Genomic DNA, 20,389 nt, shown 5'->3' on the forward strand with positions numbered 1-20,389 from the left:
TGCTGACAGCATGGGGGGACAGAAATATGGACCAACTGCTGCATCATTTGCGTCATCTCGGATTCACCGAGATGGAATCTAAAATTATGGTCGAGCTGGCCCGTCAGGGATCAGCTTCGGGATATGAGGTTGCCAAACGGCTGGGCGTTTCACGTTCGAATGTGTATGCTACCTTGCAGCGGCTGGAGCAGCGAGGATTTCTCAGGTGCAGCCCCGGAGAACCTGCGAAGTACAGCATGTTGAAGCCCGAAGAGATGACACGTATGATCTCGGATCAGATGCACACTTCTCTGGCGTATGTGGAGAGAAGCATGCCACAGAGCGAGCCGGAGAAGCCTGTGTTTTACAATGTGGAAGGCGACAAAAATGTGTTTGAGAACCTGAGTCGTGAGCTTGCCGCGGCGCAGCATGAGATTGTGGTTGACGTCTGGCGGGAGGAGGCAGAGCTGCTTCGGGAAGACCTGCAGCGTGCCGAGTCTCGGGGGGTGCGCCTGTTGTGGTCTTGTGAAGGCGGGGAAGGCATGCTGGACCAGCCACTGCCTTTGCCGGGGCTGCCCATAAGCGTGGCGGGCACAGGCCGCAAGTTCTCGCTGGTCGTGGATCGCCGCTGGTGCATGCTTGGCATGCGCGGAGAGTCCTGTCCGACCCAGGCGGTGGTCACAGAGCATCCGGTAATGACCGGACTGCTGCTGAGCCATTTTGCACAGGAGCTGGTGCTGTATGAGCTGGAGCAGGACATGGGCAGAGAACTGGAAAGCCGATACGGAGGGCGGTATGCAGATATTGCTGCGCGATACTGGTCCTCCTTTTCATCAGAGAATGAACAGTAACGGGTGCAAACAGGGTAAGAATCAGAGGGAGTCAGGAAGAGAATAAGAGGAATAAGAGGAAATTAGAAAGAGAACAAGGTAGAGGGAAAGTTCGAGAAAAAAGGACAAGGCCTGCGAAAAATTCGTGCTGCCTTGTCCTTCTTTTTTTTAGTTGCTAGTGTAACTTGACCCAAGCCGTAGCTTGCTCGACGCCAGCTTCCAATGTACTTTTATGCCCCCACGTTCCCAGCGTCCCGCTGCAGTGGCATCCACACGATGCAACATATCCTACGTTCCTGCGACCCGCGACAGCAGAACTTACATGAAGTAACCTATGCCCCCACGTTCCCCGCGTTCCGCGGCAGCAGCACTCACACAATGCAACGTTTGATGCTTCCAAACTATGTAATCTCCGTAATCACCACCATAGCCTGAGCGCTAACGATTCCTACAAACCTTATTTGGCAGAAAATCGCCTTATCTACTTTTTAACGATTCCCAGGAACGCTATTTAGTGCAAGGAGTGACTTTTCAACGCAAATCAGGCTATTTTCGGCCGAATAACCTCTCTGGGAATCGTTACGTTTTCAAACACTCCAAAATGAGGCAAATAGCGCTTTCTGGAATCGTTAGATTATCAGGAGCATCGTGGAATTTTGTGTGCTCAATGTATCGTTGACGGTGTGCGGTTACCGCAGATGCTGTGACGTTTATCACAGCATCCGTTGGCCGCCCGGTGAATAGTAGAGGTATGATGTGGAGCTGTTGTGGAGATATGAATAGTGCTGTTGTACAGATATAAGTGGTGTTGTCAGTCAGATATAAAGTGATGTTGTCAGGCAGGTATGAAGCGGTACGATTTTTGAGAAAATGAAGTTATGTGCTCTGCATACATTTCAGTGCTTCAAGCACATCCATATAATATTTTGTGCCGTGCGGCACAAAATCTGTTGCTCGTACGTCGCTGGTGATCCGTGCAGAATTCGCGAATGGATTGTCACCGTTGCAATTGACGTGTACCGCGTTTGGAGATGCTGTGCCTTCCGGCTTCAAGGCAGACAACTGCGGGCGTATGCCTGATGCTCGAACCACATCTGTCTCTTGGCGGAAAAGGGCGAGTAACTCGTCCAGCGGTGCTTCGAACAGGCTGTCCACCTCGCTTGCTTGCAGCACATAAGACTCCAGAGGCTGGTTCAGGCATAAGCCATAGACGGAGCTGATCTCCCGATCTATAAATGGAACTCCACGTACCTCACCCTGAAGCTGCTGCTCGGCTGTAAGCAAATAAGTCAGCGCATCAAAGGGAGCGTGTACACCGAGCTCTTCCTCGAGTTCGCGGCTTGCATCCTGGAGCTGCTCGCCCGCAGCAAGATGACCAGCAGCGGTGATGTCATAATAGCCGGGGAACGTATCCTTGATATCCCGCCGCCGTTGAAACAGAACCATGCGTGTGTCACCTTCATCGCGCACGATCCAGCAGTGGAAGGAACGATGCCAATATCCACGGGCATGCACCTCGCTTCGCGGCGCTGTACCAATCCATTGCTGCTGATTGTCATAAATGTCGAAACGTTCTTGGGTCATGAAACGTATCTCCTTATATAGCAGAATTTAAAGTTCAAAATTTCACAAAGTTTTTATTTTAGATGGAATTATCTCAAACTAAAATGTTTCAAGAAAAAAGCTTGTTTTTAACGAAAGGGGAACGATTGTATGGAATGCATTGTACACTTTCAGGTGATTTATCCGCAACCTCAGGAGCGTAAAACCCTTCGGGGACTTATATTTGTAGGGCAGGGTCAGGAGCCTGCGAACAACCAGCTTGTAACGATGTTTAAAGACATGGGATTTCATGTTCGTCTGGAGGACGAGGCGCAATTGTTGTTCAAACCAATCGATGCAAGCGCAAATTTCGAGTTTATTCGGGTAACCGAGCTGGACACGGGGGAAGAGGTATACAAGGAAGACAAGGACCTCAAAGCGATTTTGGAGCATCTGCTGCCACGGCGCTTCTAGGTTTTTTACAAATTGCACAACAATTCATAGGGTCCCGGTTGCTATAAGAAGGAAAAAAGGCCCCACCTGTAAGGTGGAACCTGAATATCCGCAGGTCTGATTACATATCCTGATCTCATGATAACTTGCTTTTTAACTATGCCGGAGCGTTGCTGCCTTCTGCTTCCAGCTGTGAAGTACAGTGGGAGCAGCGGGTAGCTGCAGCCGGAATTTCAGACAGACAGTATTTGCATGCTTTGGTTGTCTTTTCGGGTTCTGGCTTGGTGTGCTCTTTGCGCTTCAGATAGTTAATGCCCTTAACCAGCATGAAAATACAGAATGCCACGATGATGAAATCAATCAATACGTTGATAAATTGGCCATACGCAATGACCGTTGCGCCCGCTTCGTTCGCTTGAGCCAGTGTTGTGATATCTTGTCCGCTTGCTGTTTTCACGCCGGGGTCAAGATTAATGATTTTTTGGCTGAAATCGATCCCGCCGAGCAATTTTCCCACTGGAGGCATGATGATGTCATTGACGAGGGACGTCACGATTTTACCGAATGCCGCTCCGATAATAACACCGACCGCCAGGTCAATGACGTTGCCGCGAACGGCAAACTCCTTGAATTCTTTCAATATACCTTTCATTGTGACAAACTCCTTTAACCTCTGGATTCAAGTTGCCGCCTCCTCTATCGATTCCCTCAAGGACGCGCTTTGTCCTCATATTGTACAAAAAAAATGAAAATCAATCATCCCCTGTTTGCAAATAAAACACATTTTCCGCAAATTCCATGAAAATACTACTTTATTTCAAGCGGCAGATTCGGTATACTTCTAACATTGTCCGTGATATTTAACTTTTTATATTCAAGGTTCGCAATTATACAATTGAGATCGAATCATGGAGTTAAAATGAATAGAATATGCCGTTACTCGTATATGTGCAGGAATAGGCCTGCATGTCTCTACCCGATCACCGGAATGATTGGACTACGGGAAGAATGCTGCTGCACCCTGTGTGGACGAAGGTCAGGTATACCGCTGGTATGCTGGCTGAGACTCGCCCAAGGTGTTTGCAGTGTTCGCGCGGCTTGTCCAACCAGGAACAAGCCCGTCTTTCCCGTCTCCGGTTCATGCCGCAGGTGTGAAAAGGCGGGCTTTTTGCTTTTTATCCAAGCGGGAGAGATATGAACTGACTGTACTTGCAGGTAAAGGGCTACTTGGGAGGAAAAAATGATGCAATTGTTAAAAGACAAAGTAAGACAGGAAGGCATTGTTCTGTCCGAGCAGGTACTGAAAGTAGACTCATTCCTGAACCATCAGATGGACCCGGTGCTGATGAAGGAAGTGGGGAAAGAGTTTATTCGCCGCTTTGAGGGCGAGAGTATCACACGCGTGCTGACGATTGAATCATCCGGGATCGCGCCGGGCATTATGACTGCACTTGAACTCAACGTTCCGCTGATCTTCGCCCGGAAGCAGAAGTCCCTTACATTGACTGAAGATATTCTGGTGGAGAAGGTGTACTCTTTCACCAAGCAGGAGACGAATGAGATTACGGTTGCCAAAAAGTTTATGCACCCCGGGGATCGCGTACTGATTATTGATGATTTTCTGGCGAACGGCGAAGCCGCCTTTGGTCTGGCGCGTATTGTGGAGCAGGTTGGCGCAGAAGTGGTCGGCATCGGGATCGTCATTGAAAAAGCATTTCAGCCTGGAGGTCGCCTCTTGAAGGAAGCGGGATACCGGGTGGAATCCCTGGTTCGCATTGGGGCATTGTCCAATGGACAAGTAACTTTTGCGGATGAGGAGGGCACGAACTGATATGGCACGGGAACGTATTTTTCAGCGTCATCGGCATCCGGTCAAAACCTTCTCGCTTGGACTTCAGCATGTGCTTGCGATGTATGCCGGTGCTGTGGTTGTACCGCTAATCGTCAGCAGCGCACTTGGATTCACACAGGAGCAACTTACCTATTTGATTGCAATTGACCTGCTTGCCTGTGGAGTAGCGACGCTGCTTCAGGTTTGGGGCAATAAATATTTCGGCGTAGGGCTGCCAGTCATGCTCGGCTGTGCTTTTCAGGCGGTATCCCCGATGATTATGATCGGACAGAGCAGTGGAGTATCTGCCATTTACGGTGCAATCATTGCCTCCGGTCTGTTTGTGCTCATTTTTTCAGGTATTTTCGGCAAATTAATTCGGCTCTTTCCACCAGTCGTTACAGGTTCCGTCGTCACCATTATTGGGCTGACACTGATTCCGGTCGCATTTAACGATTTGGGTGGCGGTCAAGGTGCTGAGGACTTTGGCAGCGGCGTGCACCTGCTGCTTGGTTTCGGTGTGCTGGTCTTTATCATTCTGATGACTCGTTTCACTACAGGGTTTGTACGTTCCATCTCGGTATTGATTGGTCTGTTCGTTGGTACAGTGGCTGCCGGCTTTATGGGGGAGGTTAACTTTGCACCCATTCGTGACGCAAGCTGGTTCCATATGGTTCAGCCCTTCTATTTCGGGAGACCGACCTTTGAGATAGTTCCTATTCTGACGATGATTCTGGTCGCGATTGTCAGTGTGGCCGAATCTACGGGTGTATTTATGGCGCTGGGCAAAATCATGGACAAGGATCTGACTTCCAAGGATTTGGCGCGTGGATATCGTGCAGAGGGACTGGCTATTGTGCTTGGCGGGATTTTTAACTCCTTCCCGTATACGACGTATTCGCAAAATGTAGGCCTTGTGCAGATGACCCGTGTCAAGACACGTGATGTCATCGTTGTTGCAGGTGGATTGCTGATTGTCATCGGCTTTGTACCGAAAATTGCCGCCCTTGCGCAGCTTGTACCGGGTTCGGTGCTCGGCGGTGCGATGGTTGCACTGTTTGGTATGGTCGTTTCCTCAGGCATTCGTATTATTGGTACTCAGGTAGACCTGAGCCGGCATGAGAACCTGTTCATTATTGCTTGTTCAGTTGGTATGGGGCTAGGTGTCACCGTAGTACCTCAGCTGTTCGCGGGTGCGCCAGCCTGGGCTCAGATTATGCTGGGCAATGGTATTATTGCAGGCAGCTTTACAGCAATCTTTATGAATCTGTTGTTTAATGGTCTTGGCAGCAAAGATACCGCTGCGGAGCTGGCTGAATCACATACAGATGGCATGGTTGAGGCTTCAGGCAAGTCAGCATAAAACGGAGATTTATGATCATGCAAGGGCGAGCTGCGGCTTAACATCTAAGCCTTAAAAAGGCTGCCAACAAGCTACCTGAAATCAAGGTGCAATCGATGTTTGGATCACGAGTTAACATTTGGTCAGTGCGATCATTATGTAAACTGTATAGTGTGAAATATTCACGACGTAACATATTTTGATCAAGGGCATGAATGATTCATTACCTTTATAATTTATGCGCTAAAATATGAATCAGGATAAATCAGGTTTTTGAGGCTGGTTAACATAATATATATACACACAGGAAACACCGAAACACAGGCTTCTGATTAGCCTGTTGTTTCGGTGTTTTTGGTTAGAGCGTGTCTTGGAATGACTACAGATGCCGCAGCTGCTTCTCGGCAAAGTCCCCGACCCAAGGCAGCTTGAGCCATCTTCCCTGCAGGCTGGCAATAACCGTCAGGAGCCATACAATGACGCCAAGCAGAGATAACAGAGATGCGACCAGTGGACCGAACAGGGGGAGAAAGGCAGAGAGCACATGCCCGACCATAATCAGGCCAAACACCGTTACGGATTGCAGGGCATGGAATAACACAAACCGGCTGCGCTTCTCCACAGCGAGAAAGATGATGCCGCCTACGAAGGTGAAGAGATAACACAGCATGCCGGCTATATTTTCATCCAGACCGCTGGACGATTTCATGGGTGACATTCGGCCCAGCCTCCTTTGTCCTTTTTATATAGGCTATGTAGGAGGTGGACAGAACTGAACCGGCGAATATGGATTGCATCCAGCGGAATTGCTACGTTTGAATCTGTCTCCGGGGACTTGTGATTTTTCCCTTTTTGTCCTCGTCATCTTCCTTGGGAACAAGGCGCTCATCGGTTTTTCCTTCGTGATGGTTATCAAAAGAATATTCGGTCAGCTTCCATTCGGTCTTGCCGAGTACCGGATCGGCAGGGAAATGCTGACCCCGATGCAGGTGCTCTTCCTGTCCTGCTTCATTGACATAAACACCGTCAACCTCGACTATTTCATGCGAAAGGGGCAGCATATCCTGTTCTTTGCGCTCCATAACAGGTCCTCCTTTAATTTCCAGATCTTTTACTGATTTGGTGATCCAAAATAATATCCCCCGAATAGTCGTGGGTTATGCTGGATAGATTAATCCGTATAGAATAAACATTTTCAGAAAGATGATTCGGAATTAAACTTTTTGGGCAGTAAAACCGTTATATATATTAGGAAAAATCGTCAAGTCGTAACGAGGTTCCGAATATGATACAATAAGATTATGATTCAAACAGAATCATATCGGGTATTTATAGTGTCAGGTACTTGCTATTCGGCGAGGTTCCCGACCTAAAGCTTGCTTTAAGCCGCGCACACAACTTCATGAATGGCATTTAAGACTTATTCGGCGTTCTCTAAACGGAGCATTCACTTTCAACGTTTTGGGAGGGAATTACAATGGCAACGAAAGGTCACAATGAGGTCAAAGAAAGTTTGAGGGAAATGACTCGGATTTTCCGTCCTAAAGATCCAAAAAAATTCGTGAAGGAGTATGTGAGAAAATACCGGATTACGGGTGGATATGAGGAAGAATTGACTTCTGTGGTTGAGCATGAGCTTGTCAAGATGGATTCTTCCGTGTCCTGAAACAACACCAACTCTGATTATACTGTTCCGATATGAATAGAACCGTCTCTCGGGCCTCATGGCTCCGGCAGACGGTTTTTTTTGCTTCTCGGCTTTGGTCGAATATTCATTAACCAGTCTTATTTTGTTACTTGTCACTTTAGGGCTTTGTTCTGAACTTCTTGCATATATATGGAAGTACACTTACAGCAGGAAGGATGAAGGCATGTGGACCCTATTTTAAAAACAAAAGAAGAGATTGGCTACATGCGGGAAGCGGGACGCATATTACACAGCTGTCATCAGCATATCGAACAGTGGATGGTCCCGGGCATAACAACAGCAGAGATTGATGAACGGGTAGAGGACTTTCTGGCTGATCATGGCGCCGCACCTGAGCAAAAAGGGTACAAAGGGTATCCGTATGCTACCTGTGCTTCAGTGAATGAAGTTGTTTGCCACGGTTTTCCGGGAAAGCGTTCGCTCGCCAGCGGGGATGTTGTGACGATAGATATGGTAGTGAACAAGGACGGCTGGCTTGCTGACTCGGCCTGGACATATGCAATTGATGAACCTGCCAGATCCATTCGCAAATTAATGAGACGTACGGAGAAAGCACTGCATAAAGCAATAGCCCAGGCCGTTCCGGGCAATACGCTTGGAGACATCGGCAATGCAATTGAACGAACCGCGAGATTTTACCGCTACGGGATTGTGAAGTCGCTCATCGGTCACGGAATCGGTCAGTATATCCACGAGCCGCCGAATGTGCTGCCTTACGGAAAACGTAAAACAGGAATGATGCTTACAGAAGGCATGGTCATCACCATTGAGCCGATCTTTACCAAAGGCAGCTCGGGTGCTGTCATATGGGATGAGGACGGCTGGACTGTTCGAACGCTGGACGGAAGCTGGGGTGTGCAGTATGAGCATACGATAGCCATCACGGGGGAGGGGCCGTTAATTCTGACAGATGGATCGTAAGGGTAAGGGTGCTTATCATTGGAGTCTTTTAACAGGAAAAACAGTAATATTGCTCCATGCTAAAATGAGCGTGAACAGGCATGGGGCAGATTCGTTCATTTCCAGCAAACGTGGTAATGATTTCCTGTACGAGAGGCGGCTTCTTTTTGCATAATACCGCATGTTTTAATTGTGATAAAAATCGCTAAGAAACTTTAGTTTATCACCGAAATTTGGCAAAATTTTTCAGGAGAAGAGAGTAATACTTTTAAGTGAAATCGTTTGCAAAGCAAGTTGCAGAGCGGTTTTATACATAAAGTGAACAATTTGTGAACATGTGTCCAAAGATTGACAAAATCATACCCTCAACTTATATTTAATAAGTGATTGAAGCATATAGAATGAATTGGAAGAATGCGCAGACATGCCCTGGGCAGGAAATGACGGGAGTACTGGAAGCGTTATTTTTGTAAGCATTCTGTATGATGAAGAGGATTATGTTTATCGTACTGTAACGTACACGCGCTATCATTGTACCGAACGACAACCGTAATCTACGAAAACGTAAAAAAGTGGGGTAGATCAATGATGAAACAGTGGCAGGTTGCAAAGCGAATCCTCCCCTTGCTGGCGGTGTTCTCTTTGCTGCTATCCGCATGCGGGCGGGAAGACTTGTCGGTAATGAAACCTCAGGGTCCTGTGGCACAAGACCAATTAGATCTGATGAAGCTATCTATTGCGATTATGATCGTGGTGCTCATCATTGTATTTGCTATTGCTGCCTATGTCCTGATCAGGTTTCGCAGACGAGCCGGGCAGAACGAAGTGCCCGAGCAGGTTGAAGGAAACTTCAAGCTGGAAGTAATATGGACAGCCATTCCGCTTCTGCTCGTAATTATTTTGGCTGTGCCGACGGTACAGACGATTTTTGCCCACGGTGAAGATCTGTCAAATGACAAGAACGCAGTTAAGGTCCAAGTTACCTCACATCAGTATTGGTGGGAATTTACTTATCCTCAGTACGACATTACCACCGCTCAAGACCTCATCATCCCGACCGGAAAAAAAATTGCATTCGAATTGAAAACCGCTGACGTGCTTCATTCCTTCTGGGTGCCGTCACTTGCGGGCAAAATGGACACAAACCCGGATGGAACATTAAACAAGTTCAGCTTCTCTGCACCGAATGAAGGCGTTTACCGTGGTAAATGTGCCGAGTTATGCGGCAGATCACATGCGTTCATGGAGTTCAAGGTTAAGGCCGTTAGCCAGGATTCCTTTGACCGCTGGGTTAACGAGATGAAGGCTCCTGCTGTCCTTCCCGAGGACGCGCAGCTTGCCGAGAAGTTCAAAACCAATTGCCTTTCTTGCCACGCAGTAGGCGATCAAGGCGGACCTGTTGCTCCGAACCTTACAGGCATCGGCGGCAAGGAATCCGTTGCAGGCATTTTGCTGAATCAGCGTGAAGGTCAGGAAGAAGGCAAGCCTGTACTGGATAACATGAAAGAATGGCTTCATGATCCACAAGCCGTGAAGCCGGGCAATACGATGCCAAGTCCGAAGAGTCTGGGACTGACGGATGAAGAGATCGACGGTATTGCCGAGTATCTGGCGAACTACAAATTGGATTACGAATAGCACAGCAAGGATGAAGAAGGGGGTACACAACCTTGGCTCATGCGCATAGCGTCAAGCGGTACAGGGGCTTGATGGACTGGATTACCACCGTCGATCACAAAAAAATTGCCGTTCTTTACTTAATTGCGGGCGGACTTTTCTTCGGCATCGGCGGGATTGAAGCCATTTTGATCCGGATTCAACTGATGAAGCCGATGAATGATTTTGTGTCGGCGCAAGTGTTCAACGAATTGATTACGATGCACGGAACCACGATGATTTTCCTTGGTGTCATGCCGATTATTTTTGCCATTATGAATGCGGTTGTTCCTTTGCAGATCGGGGCACGTGACGTAGCGTTCCCTTTTGTTAATGCTTTGGGCTTTTGGACCTTTCTGTTCGGCGGCCTGCTGCTCAATCTGAGCTGGGTTATGGGCGGTGCGCCGGATGCAGGCTGGACCGCGTATACACCGCTTTCCAGCACGCAGTATAGCGGAACGCATGGTGTGGACTTCTATACGATAGGTCTTCAGATTGCCGGTTTGGGCACACTCATCGGCGGTATTAACTTCCTGGCGACCATTATTACGATGCGTGCGCCAGGCATGTCTTATATGCGGATGCCGATGTTTACCTGGACAACATTTATTACTTCAGCCATTATCTTGTTTGCTTTTCCGGCCATTACGGTAGGCCTTGTGCTTCTTACGTTTGACCGGGTTCTCGATGCGAATTTCTTCGATGTTGCAGGCGGCGGTAACCCCGTGTTATGGCAGCATATCTTCTGGATTTTCGGACACCCTGAAGTGTATATTCTGATCCTGCCAGCCTTTGGTATTATCTCGGAGGTTATTCCAACCTTCGCACGCAAGCGGCTGTTTGGATACAGCTCGATGGTATTTGCTACGATCCTGATTGCTTTCCTGGGCTTCATGGTATGGGCGCACCATATGTTCACTACAGGTCTCGGTACTGTCGCAAACGCGCTGTTCTCCATTTCGACCATGCTGATTGCGGTACCGACAGGTATCAAAATCTTCAACTGGCTCTTCACGATGTGGGGCGGACAGATTCGCTTCACGGCGGCAAACCTTTTTGCTGTCGGATTTGTTCCAACCTTCGTTATGGGTGGAGTTACCGGTGTCATGCTCGCTTCTGCTCCTGCAGACTTTCAGTTCCATGACACATACTTTGTCGTTGCTCACTTCCACTATGTAATCGTAGGTGGACTGGTGCTTGGATTATTCGCCGGACTTCATTACTGGTGGCCAAAAATGTTTGGTCGCATTCTGAGTGAATCCCTTGGGAAGTGGACGTTCTGGACATTTATGATCGGGTTCCAGTTAACCTTCTTTGTACAGCATTTCCTCGGTCTGATGGGGATGCAGCGCCGGATCGTTACATATTTGCCGAATCAGGATTTTGACCTGCTCAATCTGGTCAGCTCCATCGGTGCATTCCTGATGGGTGTCGGGGTTATTATTTTCCTGGTAAACATCGTGATTACAAGCAGAAAACCGGCGGATGCACCGAACGATCCTTGGGAAGATGGGCGTACGTTGGAATGGACTATTCCATCACCGCCGCCAGAGTACAACTTCAAACAAACACCGCTTGTACGCGGTATTGATGCTTATTGGAAAGAGAAGATGGCAGGCAACAAGGAGATGACTCCGGCAGAACCGGTAGGCTCTATCCATATGCCATCTGCAACACCGTTGCCATTTGTGATGTCGGTAGGTATTTTTATCGCCGGACTTGGACTGATGTTCAGCAAGGATAAGTTTCAAATGGAATTCATGAATATGATCTTTAACAATTATATTGTCGTGATTATCGGTCTTCTGATTACATTTGGTGCGATGGCTCTGCGCTCCTTATATGATGATCATGGCTGGCACATTGAACCGGAGGATCAGGACGAGAAGGGGGCGAGAACATGACAACCTCACACGCCGAGCCGGTAAACGGCAAGCTGCCGCATGAACCGGAGAAGGCAACGCTGGAGGGACGCAACAAGCTGATCGGCTTTTGGCTGTTCCTTGGCGGCGAGACGGTACTGTTCGGTACACTATTCGCCACCTTCCTGGCTCTCCGCGGACAGACCAACGAAGGACCCACGGCCAATGAATTGTTCCATTTGCCGCTTGTAGCGGCAGCGACGTTTATTCTCTTGGTCAGCAGTTTGACGAGTGTATTCGCCATTCAGGCGATGCACAAAGGGAAACGCAACGCGCTTGCTTTGTGGCTGGGCATTACCGTTGTTCTGGGCCTGGGATTCCTTGGTCTGGAAATTTACGAGTTCTACGAGTATGTGAAACATAAAGAGTTTGGCATGACCACGAGTGCCTTCAGTTCAGCATTCTATACGCTGGTCGGGTTCCACGGAGCTCACGTTGCATTCGGTATTGTGTGGATCGGAATCATTATCGGGCAGCTGTTCAAAAAAGGATTAACGGTCGTAACCGCACCAAAGGTCTATGTGTCTGCTATGTATTGGCATTTCATCGACGTTGTGTGGGTGTTCATCTTTACGGTCGTGTACCTGCTCGGAAAGGTGGGATAACACATGTCCGCTCAGGATCAAACGGATCAACAGCCGGTGAAGCACCGCCACCGGGCGGAAGGGCCGCAGAAGCATGTCGTCGTGTTTATTTTCTCGATTATACTCACGTTGATTGCCTTTGCAGCGGCAGCAGCCGGAGGGGTTAACACAACCTTTACGATCATTCTTATGGTTGTGATGGCGATCTTGCAGGTATTTGTGCAGTTGGGCTACTGGATGCACTTGAAAGACAAAGGTCACTTGATGCCGATTCTGTTTATGGCCTTTGGATTTTTCGTAGCTTTTACATGTATTATTATGGCCCTGTTCTGGGTTTGGTGGTAAGAGAGATGGCGGCGGCGAATTGCCGCCGTCTTTTCCCCTTTTATACGAACACAGTGCAGTGATGGTTATTCATATTCACCAAAACAGGTTCACGGGGAGGTTTCCCGTATGCTCGGGTTGCAATATTTCAGTTTTGATGATTTATGGAGTCCGCTTGTTCTTGCTCTGTTTCTGATTATCGCGGCGGCTTATCTGGTGCTGGTCGGACCGTTCAGTGAGAAAGTACAGGGTGCAGCGCCAGCAACAGTCGGGCAGAAGGTGCTGTTTCTCACAGGTCTGACTGTCCTGTATCTGGCACAGGCCGGGCCCTTCAATCTGCTGGGGCATGTCATGTTCAGCTTTCATATGATCAGCATGGCCTTGTCTTATCTGGTTGCTCCACCGCTGATGATGAAGGGCTTGCCTGTCTGGGTGTGGCGCAGCATCGTGCGCTGGCTGCCGAAGCGCGGACTTTCTTTTCTGGCACATCCGATTGTAGCAGCTGTGCTGTTCAACGGATTGTTTTCCCTGTACCATCTGCCGATTGTGCATGATTATGTCATGTTGAATTTTACCGTTCACCGGCTGTACTATATCGTGCTGTTTATTACATCCATGCTGATGTGGTGGACGCTGCTCAATCCTTTGCCTGAAGGCAGACAAGCATCGGGCTTGTCGAAGGTTGGGTTTATCTTTTTGAATATGGTGCTCCTGACACCTGCATGCGGTTTGATTATTTTTGCCTCCGAACCGTTGTATCAGACATATAGCAATCCGGCTGCATGGGCCGAAGCGATGAGGTACTGCGTATCTGGCGACTCCTCGGCGCTGCTTCGTTCGTTCGGCGGGCCGGCCTTCTTTAACTTTCTGTCTTCCGCGAAGGAGGATCAGCAGGTGGGCGGTATCCTGATGAAGTTTATCCAGGAGGGGATATTTGTCTCCATGCTGGCCTATGTATTTGCACAGTGGTACCGGAAGGAGAGACAGGAAGAGGACGATGATCTTACACCTTCTGGCGATGAAGAGCGGGGCCCGCTCAATCCTGCTGCCAAATCGTGAGTGTATCGTGAGCACAATGTGATGACAAAAGGGGGAACACACGATGGATATGTATTTCTGGCTGCCTACGATCAGTACTTCTTTCATTGTGATTAGTGCGGTACTTGTGGCAATTGGCTGGGCTTTGATTATACGGGGCAAACGTGAGGCACACCAGTCTGCTATGGTAGCGGGAGCGATTGCAGCTCTGATCTTTTTTGTAATATACATGTCCCGCACGGTATTTGTAGGTAATACAGCCTGGGGTGGAGACCCCGATATGGAGATTTTTTACCGGATTTTTCTGATCTTTCATATTATTCTGGCTACAGTGGCTGCTGTATTTGGTATCTCAACTCTGGTGCTCGGCTTCAAAAAGAAATTCAAAACACATCGTCGCTGGGGACGATTTACTTCCTTGATCTGGTTCGGTTCAGCTCTGACAGGGGTTGTCGTTTATGTGTTGTTATATATTCTATATCCAGGTGGACATACACGTCCGGTATGGGAAGCGATTCTCGGGGTGTAAGGGGGACAGGGCTGTTATAACGCTCTTCTTTCTGTGAGTATATGAAATAGACGATTCTTGCAGATGATTGGTCCATACCTTCTCTCTTATTCATTCATAGAATGAGTTTGAGAGGAGGGAAACACGAACCTGAGAGATTTGGATGACTTGATCCGCGGTAATGACGTGGAATCGTTGATCTCCACCAACGAGCGTCTTACGCTGGCCGAGATTCGGGCCATTCGTCGGAACCGCCGCCTGCCCGCAGGCTACACTCTTGTATAAAGCTCATGCCTCTTCTGCGATAAGATGATCGGAATTAAAAGAGCCGTACCCGCTGTGATTCATTCACAGTACCGGGTATGGCTCTTTTTTTGGTTGCATTGCATTGCAGCAGGTACGTCAATCCCCGCCACCTCCGCCACTATCTCCTCCGCCACCGCTGTCCCCGCCGCTGTCGCTGCTTCCATGATCACTGCTGGAATGGTGATGAGACCCCGATGAAGAATTCGTATCGTGATGTTGGTGATCATGGTGATGATGATGTCGATGATCGTGAGAATGCCTGGGATGAGCATCCGTAGAAAAATCAGAGGTCATCATCGAAGTAGAGGATGCAGCCGAACCGGACTGGCGCCCGTTCTGTCTGGCTTCCTGTTTGGTTTTGTGTTTCGCCGTATGCTGCCGATCAGAATCACTTCGAATGATAAGCCAGATCATCGCCAAAATAAAAATGAAAACAAGTATGGGCTCAATTAGCCACCCCATAGGGAATCATTCCTCTCTTCTATGCTCGCAGGTTTATTTTATCGCAGAATGAATGTTTTTCCTATGCTGCTTTCCTGATTCAGGAAAAAAGGAGTTGACGGAATTAGAGATTGGTCTGTATACTGTGTATATTGATATATACAGTAGATACAGTGAAACAATTAAAAGCACAGTAGAGCAATGAACATAATGTAAGACAGTTGAAAGGCAGGCATGAATATGGATGCATGGAAGCAAGCGTGGTGGCTGACCCGCAATGAGTTCAAGAAGGATAAGCTGCAGTGGTTATGGACCGCCATATTTATGATCTATACGGGCAGTATGAGCGGTGTGCTGTTGATTGGGCAACAGGAAAGCAATTTTGTTAATCCGGTGGTGGATGCGTTTTTTTTGATAATGCTGCCGTTCCAAGGATTTCTCTTTAGCAGACGTTCCTTCCGATACATACAGGAGGACTCTTACACACAGATGCTGGCCTATTATCGCAGACTTCCGATCCCGAATGAGACGGTGATGTGGTCAAGACTGCAGCAATCTCTGATTGCGTTTGCGTACAATGGATTCTTTTTCTACGGATCACTATATGCTGTCAGACTGCATACGGAGAACTTCACATGGGATCAGTATTTGGCCTTTGCGCTAAGCTGCACAGGATATGGGCTGTTGATTACGGGTTTGTACATTTACGGGGAGTTTTTGTTTAGCGGGAAAAAATATTTGCTGCTCAGCTTTTTGTTTCTGCCAATGGCGATTGTTATATCCTTGGTGATTCGTATGTCGGGCAACTATGGATTCTGGTATGTCATTCACTATAGTAAAGCCTGGGGCTTGTTATCTCCGATGATGTGGATTGCAATGGTTGCCGGATTAGCAGTGTTATGGGGATTCAGTCGATTAACACTAAAGAAGCTGACCGTAAGGGATCTGAATTAGAGACAGTTGGGATGAATTGAATTAATAGAGAAGATTAATGGAATTAAAGATAAAAGATAAATGGAGTTAAAAAAGAAGAGATAAATACAATTTAAAAGAATATGGATGAAGCCGGCACGTTCAGGCAAGTGAATGAAGTGTACCGGAGGCGAGGTGCAAGTTGTGAAAATACCCATTCAAATCAATGAAAATAGCGCTGAACCTTTGTATCACCAGATTGAGAATCAGTTAAGGTCGTTAATTATAACGGGTCAATTGGGGGAGGGGACACATTTGCCGTCCATTCGTGAGTTTGCCGGGGCACTGAATTGCAGTGTAATTACGGTTAGACGAGTCTATCAGGATCTGGAGAATGAAGGTCTGCTTCGTACGAAGCAGGGGACAGGTACATTTGTGGCCCAGGTTGAGGCAGGAGAGCGGGAAAATTACAGGCTGAAGGCTGCGGAGGAAGCGATGCAGGCTGCGGTACAGTCGGGCAAGGCTGTTGGTTGTACAGAAGAAGAGATGGAAAGCTTGTTTCGGGAAGTGCTGAGAGCAATCTATTCCAAATAAGGGGGGGAGGTATTCATATGGCAGAACCGATAGCTATTCAATTAAACGGGGTATCCAAAATGCGTAAGCGCAGGATTATCGGACCGATTGATCTGACCATCCCGGAGGGCTATGTGGTGGCTATTCTGGGGCATAACGGTTCTGGCAAAAGCACACTTCTGAATATGCTGCAGCAAATTGTACTGCCGGACAGCGGAGAGATCATATGGTTTGGACAGGAGCATTCGGGATCGCTCCCGATTGAGCTGAGGCAGCAGATCGGCTTTGTGACCGATAACAGTGGTCTCGAAGAGAACCGGATGACACCGCAGGAGGCTGCTGATTTTCGATCACATTGGTACCCGAGGTGGGATATGAAGCTGTTCAAACAGCTGATAGAAGACATGGATGTACCAAGTGATGTGAAGCTCAACAAGATGTCCAAGGGAGAACGGCGGAAATTCGAGATTGCCGCGGCACTTGCGGCTCGTCCGAAGCTTCTGCTGCTGGATGAACCTTCATCCGGTCTTGATCCTTTTGCATGGAAGGTTATGGTTGAACAGTTCCGTGATTATATGGAAGGTGGAGACACGACCATTCTCATTGCCACTCATATTGCAGATGAAGTGAAGCGGCTTGCGGACTATATCGTATTGATGCATCGCGGTCAGGTTCTGGGTATGGCAGAGAAGGACCTTGTGCTCGAGCAGTGGAAGGAAATCTGGTATGAAGGGGACCTGCGGCCTGAGAGTATTCCGGGGGTCGTGGAATCTTTTCGGGAAGAGAATGGCTTGATTCGTGTCATTACAACCCGGGTGAGCGAGGCTCAGGAAAGGCTGGAGTTGTCCAATCACCGGGTGCTTCAGATTCGCAATCTGGAGCTGGGAGAAGTGCTGGAATATTGGATTGCCGGGTATGCACCCGTACAGTGGAGATAACCGAAGGGAGACGATTCTGAATGAACCGATTGGAATTGAAGCAAGTCGTCAAACAGTATGCAGACAAGACAGCCGTTAATGGAGTAACACTGAATGTCAAAGAGGGTGAGATTTACGGGCTGCTCGGAGCCAATGGCGCAGGTAAAACAACCACAATGCGAATGGTGCTGGGGCTGATTCACCCGGATGGCGGTAACATTTTATACAATGGCAAGCCGTATAACACGGAGCTGCAGCAGATCATGGGGTACTTGCCTGAAGAACGAGGGTTGTATCCGAAAGTAAAGGTAAGTGAACAGATCAATTATCTGGCACGCCTGCGGGGCATGAAAGCCAAAGATGCGGATGAGAGCTTGAAATACTGGTTAAAGCGGTTTGAAGTGCCGGAATATTACGATAAAAAGATTGAGGAGTTATCCAAAGGGAACCAGCAGAAGATGGGTTTTATTGCAGCAGTGGTGCACAGACCTCAGATTCTGATTCTGGATGAGGCGTTTAGCGGACTTGATCCGGTTAACGTGGAGCTGCTTAAATCTACGGTCAAGGAACTGCGTGATGAAGGTACGGCGATCCTGTTCTCCACGCATCGTATGGAACATGTTGAGGAGCTGTGCCGTCAGATCACGATACTGCATCGCTCTAACACAGTAGTGCAGGGTGAGATCAAGGAAATTAAAAGCCGTTATCCGCGTGAACAGGTGTATCTCAGCACGATCGGACAGGTGGAAGGATTGGAGCAGCTGGAAGGTGTAAAACACGTGGAGCACAACGAACGCGGATATCTGATCCATGTCAGCCAGGCTGAGGTGGCTCAGGAGATTCTGAAGAAGGCGATGAGTCAGACGACCGTAGAGCATTTTGAGATCAAGGAACCAACGCTTAACCAAATCTTTATTCGTGAGGTAGGTGAGTCGAATGAATAAAATGGGCACAATTACAGGTTTTACGTTCAAAAATAAAGTAAAAACGAAGTCGTTTATGGTCACGACCATTGTACTTGCACTTTTAATTACGATTGGACTCAATGTTCCATATTTCATTACCTTATTTAATGGCGGCTCCATTGGTGGCGGAGCTTCTGGCAATAATCCCGTAAACATTGGAGTTCTGGCAACAGAGCAGCAGGACGTGGCACAGAAGCTGGAGGACTTCTCTTCTGCACAGGGTAATCAGGCTTATCGTCTGGTTATGGGTGGAGATAAGGATGAAGCCGCGCTGAAAGAAGACGTGAAGAAAGGCCTTATCGATGGTTATTTGAAGCTTGAAACGGTACAAGGGCAGGAGTTCCCGCAGCCTGTGCTCTATTCCTCAGACGATATTTCACCGCAGATTATTACGTCGCTTGAAGCGGCCTTGCAAAGTGTGAAGCTGGATGTAGTCGTTAAGGATGTACTGACCGCTGAGCAAAAGGCGCTGATTACCACACCTGTGAAGCTGACTGCTCAAAGTCTGAGCACAGATGAAGGAGAAGCTGGAGCTGGCTCGGAAAAAGCGATGAGTCCGATTAACTACATCGTAGTCTATCTCTTAATCATCCTTCTTTTCACATCCACAATGATGACAGGCAATATGATTGCTTCCGAGATTACAGCCGAGAAAAGCTCGCGTATCATGGAAATTCTGATTACAAGTGTGTCTCCGCTCAGTCAGATGTTCGGCAAAATTATCGGTATCTTCATGGTAGGCCTCCTGCAGATCGGTATCTTCGGAGCTGTTGTAGCCGGTAACATCATGCTGCCGCACAACCGTGCAGTGCTGGGTGATCTTAATATGAGTGTTAACGACATTAATATGGCGGTGATCGTATACGGGCTTATTTTCTACATTCTGGGTTACTTCCTCTATGCCGTTATGTTCGCAGCCATTGGTTCCATGGTAAGCCGTACGGAAGAGCTCGGTCAGGCTGTGCTGCCAATCACGATGCTCTCGCTGGTGTCCTTCTATATTGCGATCTTCAGCATCTCTACACCGAATATTTTGTTGTTAAAAATCGCAAGCTTCATTCCGTTCACCTCGCCAACGGCGATTCTGGTACGGATCGGGGCAGGGGTCGCACCAACCTGGGAGATTCTGCTCTCCCTTGCCATTCTGGCCGTATCCATTCTGGTCTTCGGCTGGCTGGCAGCCAAGATCTATCGTACGGGCGTACTGATGTACGGCAAACGTCCAACCTTCAAAGAGCTGTTCAAAGCGATGAAGGCGTACAAGATTTAAAAGAGGTAAGGGTAACTGTTAACTTTAAAATAAAATGTCGGTAACTTGATGGTGTTTTGTCGTTAACTTCAATTTAAAATGTCGTTTCACCTTGATAAATCAAGGTTTTTCATCGAAGCAACCATGAATCCAGAACTAAATTGTCTTTATAGTATTATGTCGTTTTTATGAGTGAAGCTGTGGTCAAGTTTATAATTGATTTTATAGTAGAAGGTGCTCTTCATTTTCAAGAAGAGCACCCTCTCATTATCAATATTGCATTAGCTCACATAAAACTTCTATTCTGTGCAAAGAGTTCAAAGATTTTGGAGTTTTTGATGTAATTCCTCTTCAGCGGATGATCCGTTTGCTATCTTCAAGCTTTGGATAATAGAATGCACTAGGTAAA

At 47.9% G+C, this 20,389-nt stretch carries 23 protein-coding genes and 1 riboswitch; of the genes, 18 read left to right on the top strand and 5 right to left on the bottom strand.

Annotated elements, in window-relative coordinates:
* The first annotated feature begins 26 nt into the window (after nucleotides 1-26).
* The gene (locus HNR77_RS22800) at nucleotides 27-830 is read left to right on the top strand and encodes a TrmB family transcriptional regulator (RefSeq protein ID WP_184189523.1); all 804 of its coding nucleotides are present in this window, start codon (nucleotides 27-29) and stop codon (nucleotides 828-830) included.
* Between the two features lie 855 nt (nucleotides 831-1,685).
* Here the strand turns inward: HNR77_RS22800 and HNR77_RS22805 are convergent.
* Nucleotides 1,686-2,393, bottom strand: a complete 708-nt coding sequence (locus HNR77_RS22805; protein WP_184189525.1) for an NUDIX hydrolase — start codon at nucleotides 2,391-2,393, stop codon at nucleotides 1,686-1,688.
* 129 nt (nucleotides 2,394-2,522) lie between these two features.
* Here HNR77_RS22805 and HNR77_RS22810 point away from each other — a divergent pair, with 129 nt between their 5' ends.
* Nucleotides 2,523-2,825 carry a hypothetical protein gene (locus tag HNR77_RS22810; protein ID WP_184189527.1) on the top strand — a complete coding sequence of 101 codons (303 nt, stop codon included), beginning with the start codon at nucleotides 2,523-2,525 and terminating at the stop codon, nucleotides 2,823-2,825.
* Between the two features lie 136 nt (nucleotides 2,826-2,961).
* On the opposite strand, the gene mscL is transcribed toward HNR77_RS22810, so the two are convergent.
* Nucleotides 2,962-3,456 (bottom strand): large conductance mechanosensitive channel protein MscL, encoded by a 495-nt coding sequence (mscL, locus tag HNR77_RS22815; RefSeq protein ID WP_145405721.1) that lies wholly within the window; start codon nucleotides 3,454-3,456, stop codon nucleotides 2,962-2,964.
* Between the two features lie 268 nt (nucleotides 3,457-3,724).
* Nucleotides 3,725-3,824: riboswitch (purine riboswitch) on the top strand.
* 223 nt (nucleotides 3,825-4,047) lie between these two features.
* Here mscL and HNR77_RS22820 point away from each other — a divergent pair.
* Both HNR77_RS22820 and HNR77_RS22825 read left to right on the top strand, forming a co-directional pair.
* Complete coding sequence (locus HNR77_RS22820; RefSeq protein WP_184189529.1) at nucleotides 4,048-4,635, top strand: xanthine phosphoribosyltransferase; 588 nt, start codon at nucleotides 4,048-4,050, stop codon at nucleotides 4,633-4,635.
* 1 nt (nucleotide 4,636) lies between these two features.
* Nucleotides 4,637-5,998 (top strand): nucleobase:cation symporter-2 family protein, encoded by a 1,362-nt coding sequence (locus tag HNR77_RS22825; protein ID WP_184189531.1) that lies wholly within the window; start codon nucleotides 4,637-4,639, stop codon nucleotides 5,996-5,998.
* 358 nt (nucleotides 5,999-6,356) lie between these two features.
* Here HNR77_RS22825 and HNR77_RS22830 read toward each other — a convergent pair whose 3' ends face one another.
* Nucleotides 6,357-6,695: a DUF4870 domain-containing protein gene (locus tag HNR77_RS22830; RefSeq protein WP_184189533.1), complete on the bottom strand. Its 339-nt coding sequence runs from the start codon at nucleotides 6,693-6,695 to the stop codon at nucleotides 6,357-6,359.
* Between the two features lie 91 nt (nucleotides 6,696-6,786).
* Nucleotides 6,787-7,059, bottom strand: a complete 273-nt coding sequence (locus HNR77_RS22835; protein ID WP_111272198.1) for a transposase — start codon at nucleotides 7,057-7,059, stop codon at nucleotides 6,787-6,789.
* Between the two features lie 395 nt (nucleotides 7,060-7,454).
* Here HNR77_RS22835 and HNR77_RS22840 point away from each other — a divergent pair, with 395 nt between their 5' ends.
* The 9 genes from HNR77_RS22840 (at nucleotide 7,455) to HNR77_RS30410 (ending at nucleotide 14,902) form a co-directional block, all read left to right on the top strand.
* Entirely contained in the window at nucleotides 7,455-7,643 is a 189-nt protein-coding gene (locus HNR77_RS22840; RefSeq protein ID WP_017690840.1) for a hypothetical protein, read from the top strand.
* Nucleotides 7,644-7,850: 207 nt separating this feature from the next.
* A complete protein-coding gene (map, locus tag HNR77_RS22845) occupies nucleotides 7,851-8,606 on the top strand; it encodes a type I methionyl aminopeptidase (protein ID WP_184189535.1) in 756 nt (251 codons plus the stop codon).
* Between the two features lie 564 nt (nucleotides 8,607-9,170).
* Nucleotides 9,171-10,223, top strand: a complete 1,053-nt coding sequence (gene coxB, locus HNR77_RS22850; RefSeq protein ID WP_184189537.1) for a cytochrome c oxidase subunit II — start codon at nucleotides 9,171-9,173, stop codon at nucleotides 10,221-10,223.
* A gap of 71 nt (nucleotides 10,224-10,294) precedes the next feature.
* A complete protein-coding gene (gene ctaD, locus HNR77_RS22855) occupies nucleotides 10,295-12,145 on the top strand; it encodes a cytochrome c oxidase subunit I (RefSeq protein ID WP_397367408.1) in 1,851 nt (616 codons plus the stop codon).
* Nucleotides 12,142-12,768 (top strand): cytochrome (ubi)quinol oxidase subunit III, encoded by a 627-nt coding sequence (locus tag HNR77_RS22860; RefSeq protein ID WP_111272194.1) that lies wholly within the window; start codon nucleotides 12,142-12,144, stop codon nucleotides 12,766-12,768. Before ctaD ends, HNR77_RS22860 begins: the two co-directional genes overlap by 4 nt.
* A gap of 3 nt (nucleotides 12,769-12,771) precedes the next feature.
* On the top strand, nucleotides 12,772-13,092 hold the full coding sequence (locus tag HNR77_RS22865) for a cytochrome C oxidase subunit IV family protein (protein WP_145405727.1): 321 nt from the start codon (nucleotides 12,772-12,774) through the stop codon (nucleotides 13,090-13,092).
* Nucleotides 13,093-13,200: 108 nt separating this feature from the next.
* The gene (gene ctaG, locus HNR77_RS22870) at nucleotides 13,201-14,130 is read left to right on the top strand and encodes a cytochrome c oxidase assembly factor CtaG (RefSeq protein WP_184189541.1); all 930 of its coding nucleotides are present in this window, start codon (nucleotides 13,201-13,203) and stop codon (nucleotides 14,128-14,130) included.
* A gap of 43 nt (nucleotides 14,131-14,173) precedes the next feature.
* On the top strand, nucleotides 14,174-14,638 hold the full coding sequence (locus tag HNR77_RS22875; protein WP_111272191.1) for a DUF420 domain-containing protein: 465 nt from the start codon (nucleotides 14,174-14,176) through the stop codon (nucleotides 14,636-14,638).
* A gap of 138 nt (nucleotides 14,639-14,776) precedes the next feature.
* The gene (locus HNR77_RS30410; protein WP_260410788.1) at nucleotides 14,777-14,902 is read left to right on the top strand and encodes a hypothetical protein; all 126 of its coding nucleotides are present in this window, start codon (nucleotides 14,777-14,779) and stop codon (nucleotides 14,900-14,902) included.
* 117 nt (nucleotides 14,903-15,019) lie between these two features.
* Here the strand turns inward: HNR77_RS30410 and HNR77_RS22880 are convergent, their stop codons facing one another.
* Complete coding sequence (locus HNR77_RS22880; RefSeq protein WP_184189543.1) at nucleotides 15,020-15,385, bottom strand: hypothetical protein; 366 nt, start codon at nucleotides 15,383-15,385, stop codon at nucleotides 15,020-15,022.
* A 219-nt stretch (nucleotides 15,386-15,604) separates the two neighbouring features.
* Between HNR77_RS22880 and HNR77_RS22885 the strand changes: the two genes are divergently transcribed.
* The 5 genes from HNR77_RS22885 (at nucleotide 15,605) to HNR77_RS22905 (ending at nucleotide 20,001) form a co-directional block, all read left to right on the top strand.
* Complete coding sequence (locus tag HNR77_RS22885) at nucleotides 15,605-16,318, top strand: hypothetical protein (protein ID WP_184189545.1); 714 nt, start codon at nucleotides 15,605-15,607, stop codon at nucleotides 16,316-16,318.
* Between the two features lie 162 nt (nucleotides 16,319-16,480).
* Entirely contained in the window at nucleotides 16,481-16,870 is a 390-nt protein-coding gene (locus tag HNR77_RS22890) for a GntR family transcriptional regulator (RefSeq protein WP_184189604.1), read from the top strand.
* A 17-nt stretch (nucleotides 16,871-16,887) separates the two neighbouring features.
* On the top strand, nucleotides 16,888-17,787 hold the full coding sequence (locus HNR77_RS22895) for an ABC transporter ATP-binding protein (protein ID WP_184189547.1): 900 nt from the start codon (nucleotides 16,888-16,890) through the stop codon (nucleotides 17,785-17,787).
* 20 nt (nucleotides 17,788-17,807) lie between these two features.
* Complete coding sequence (locus HNR77_RS22900; protein ID WP_184189549.1) at nucleotides 17,808-18,710, top strand: ABC transporter ATP-binding protein; 903 nt, start codon at nucleotides 17,808-17,810, stop codon at nucleotides 18,708-18,710.
* Nucleotides 18,703-20,001, top strand: a complete 1,299-nt coding sequence (locus HNR77_RS22905; RefSeq protein ID WP_184189551.1) for an ABC transporter permease — start codon at nucleotides 18,703-18,705, stop codon at nucleotides 19,999-20,001. Before HNR77_RS22900 ends, HNR77_RS22905 begins: the two co-directional genes overlap by 8 nt.
* Nucleotides 20,002-20,389: the final 388 nt, after the last annotated feature.

The organism is Paenibacillus sp. JGP012, from assembly GCF_014203995.1.
Taxonomy (GTDB): Bacteria; Bacillota; Bacilli; order Paenibacillales; family Paenibacillaceae; genus Paenibacillus; species Paenibacillus silvae.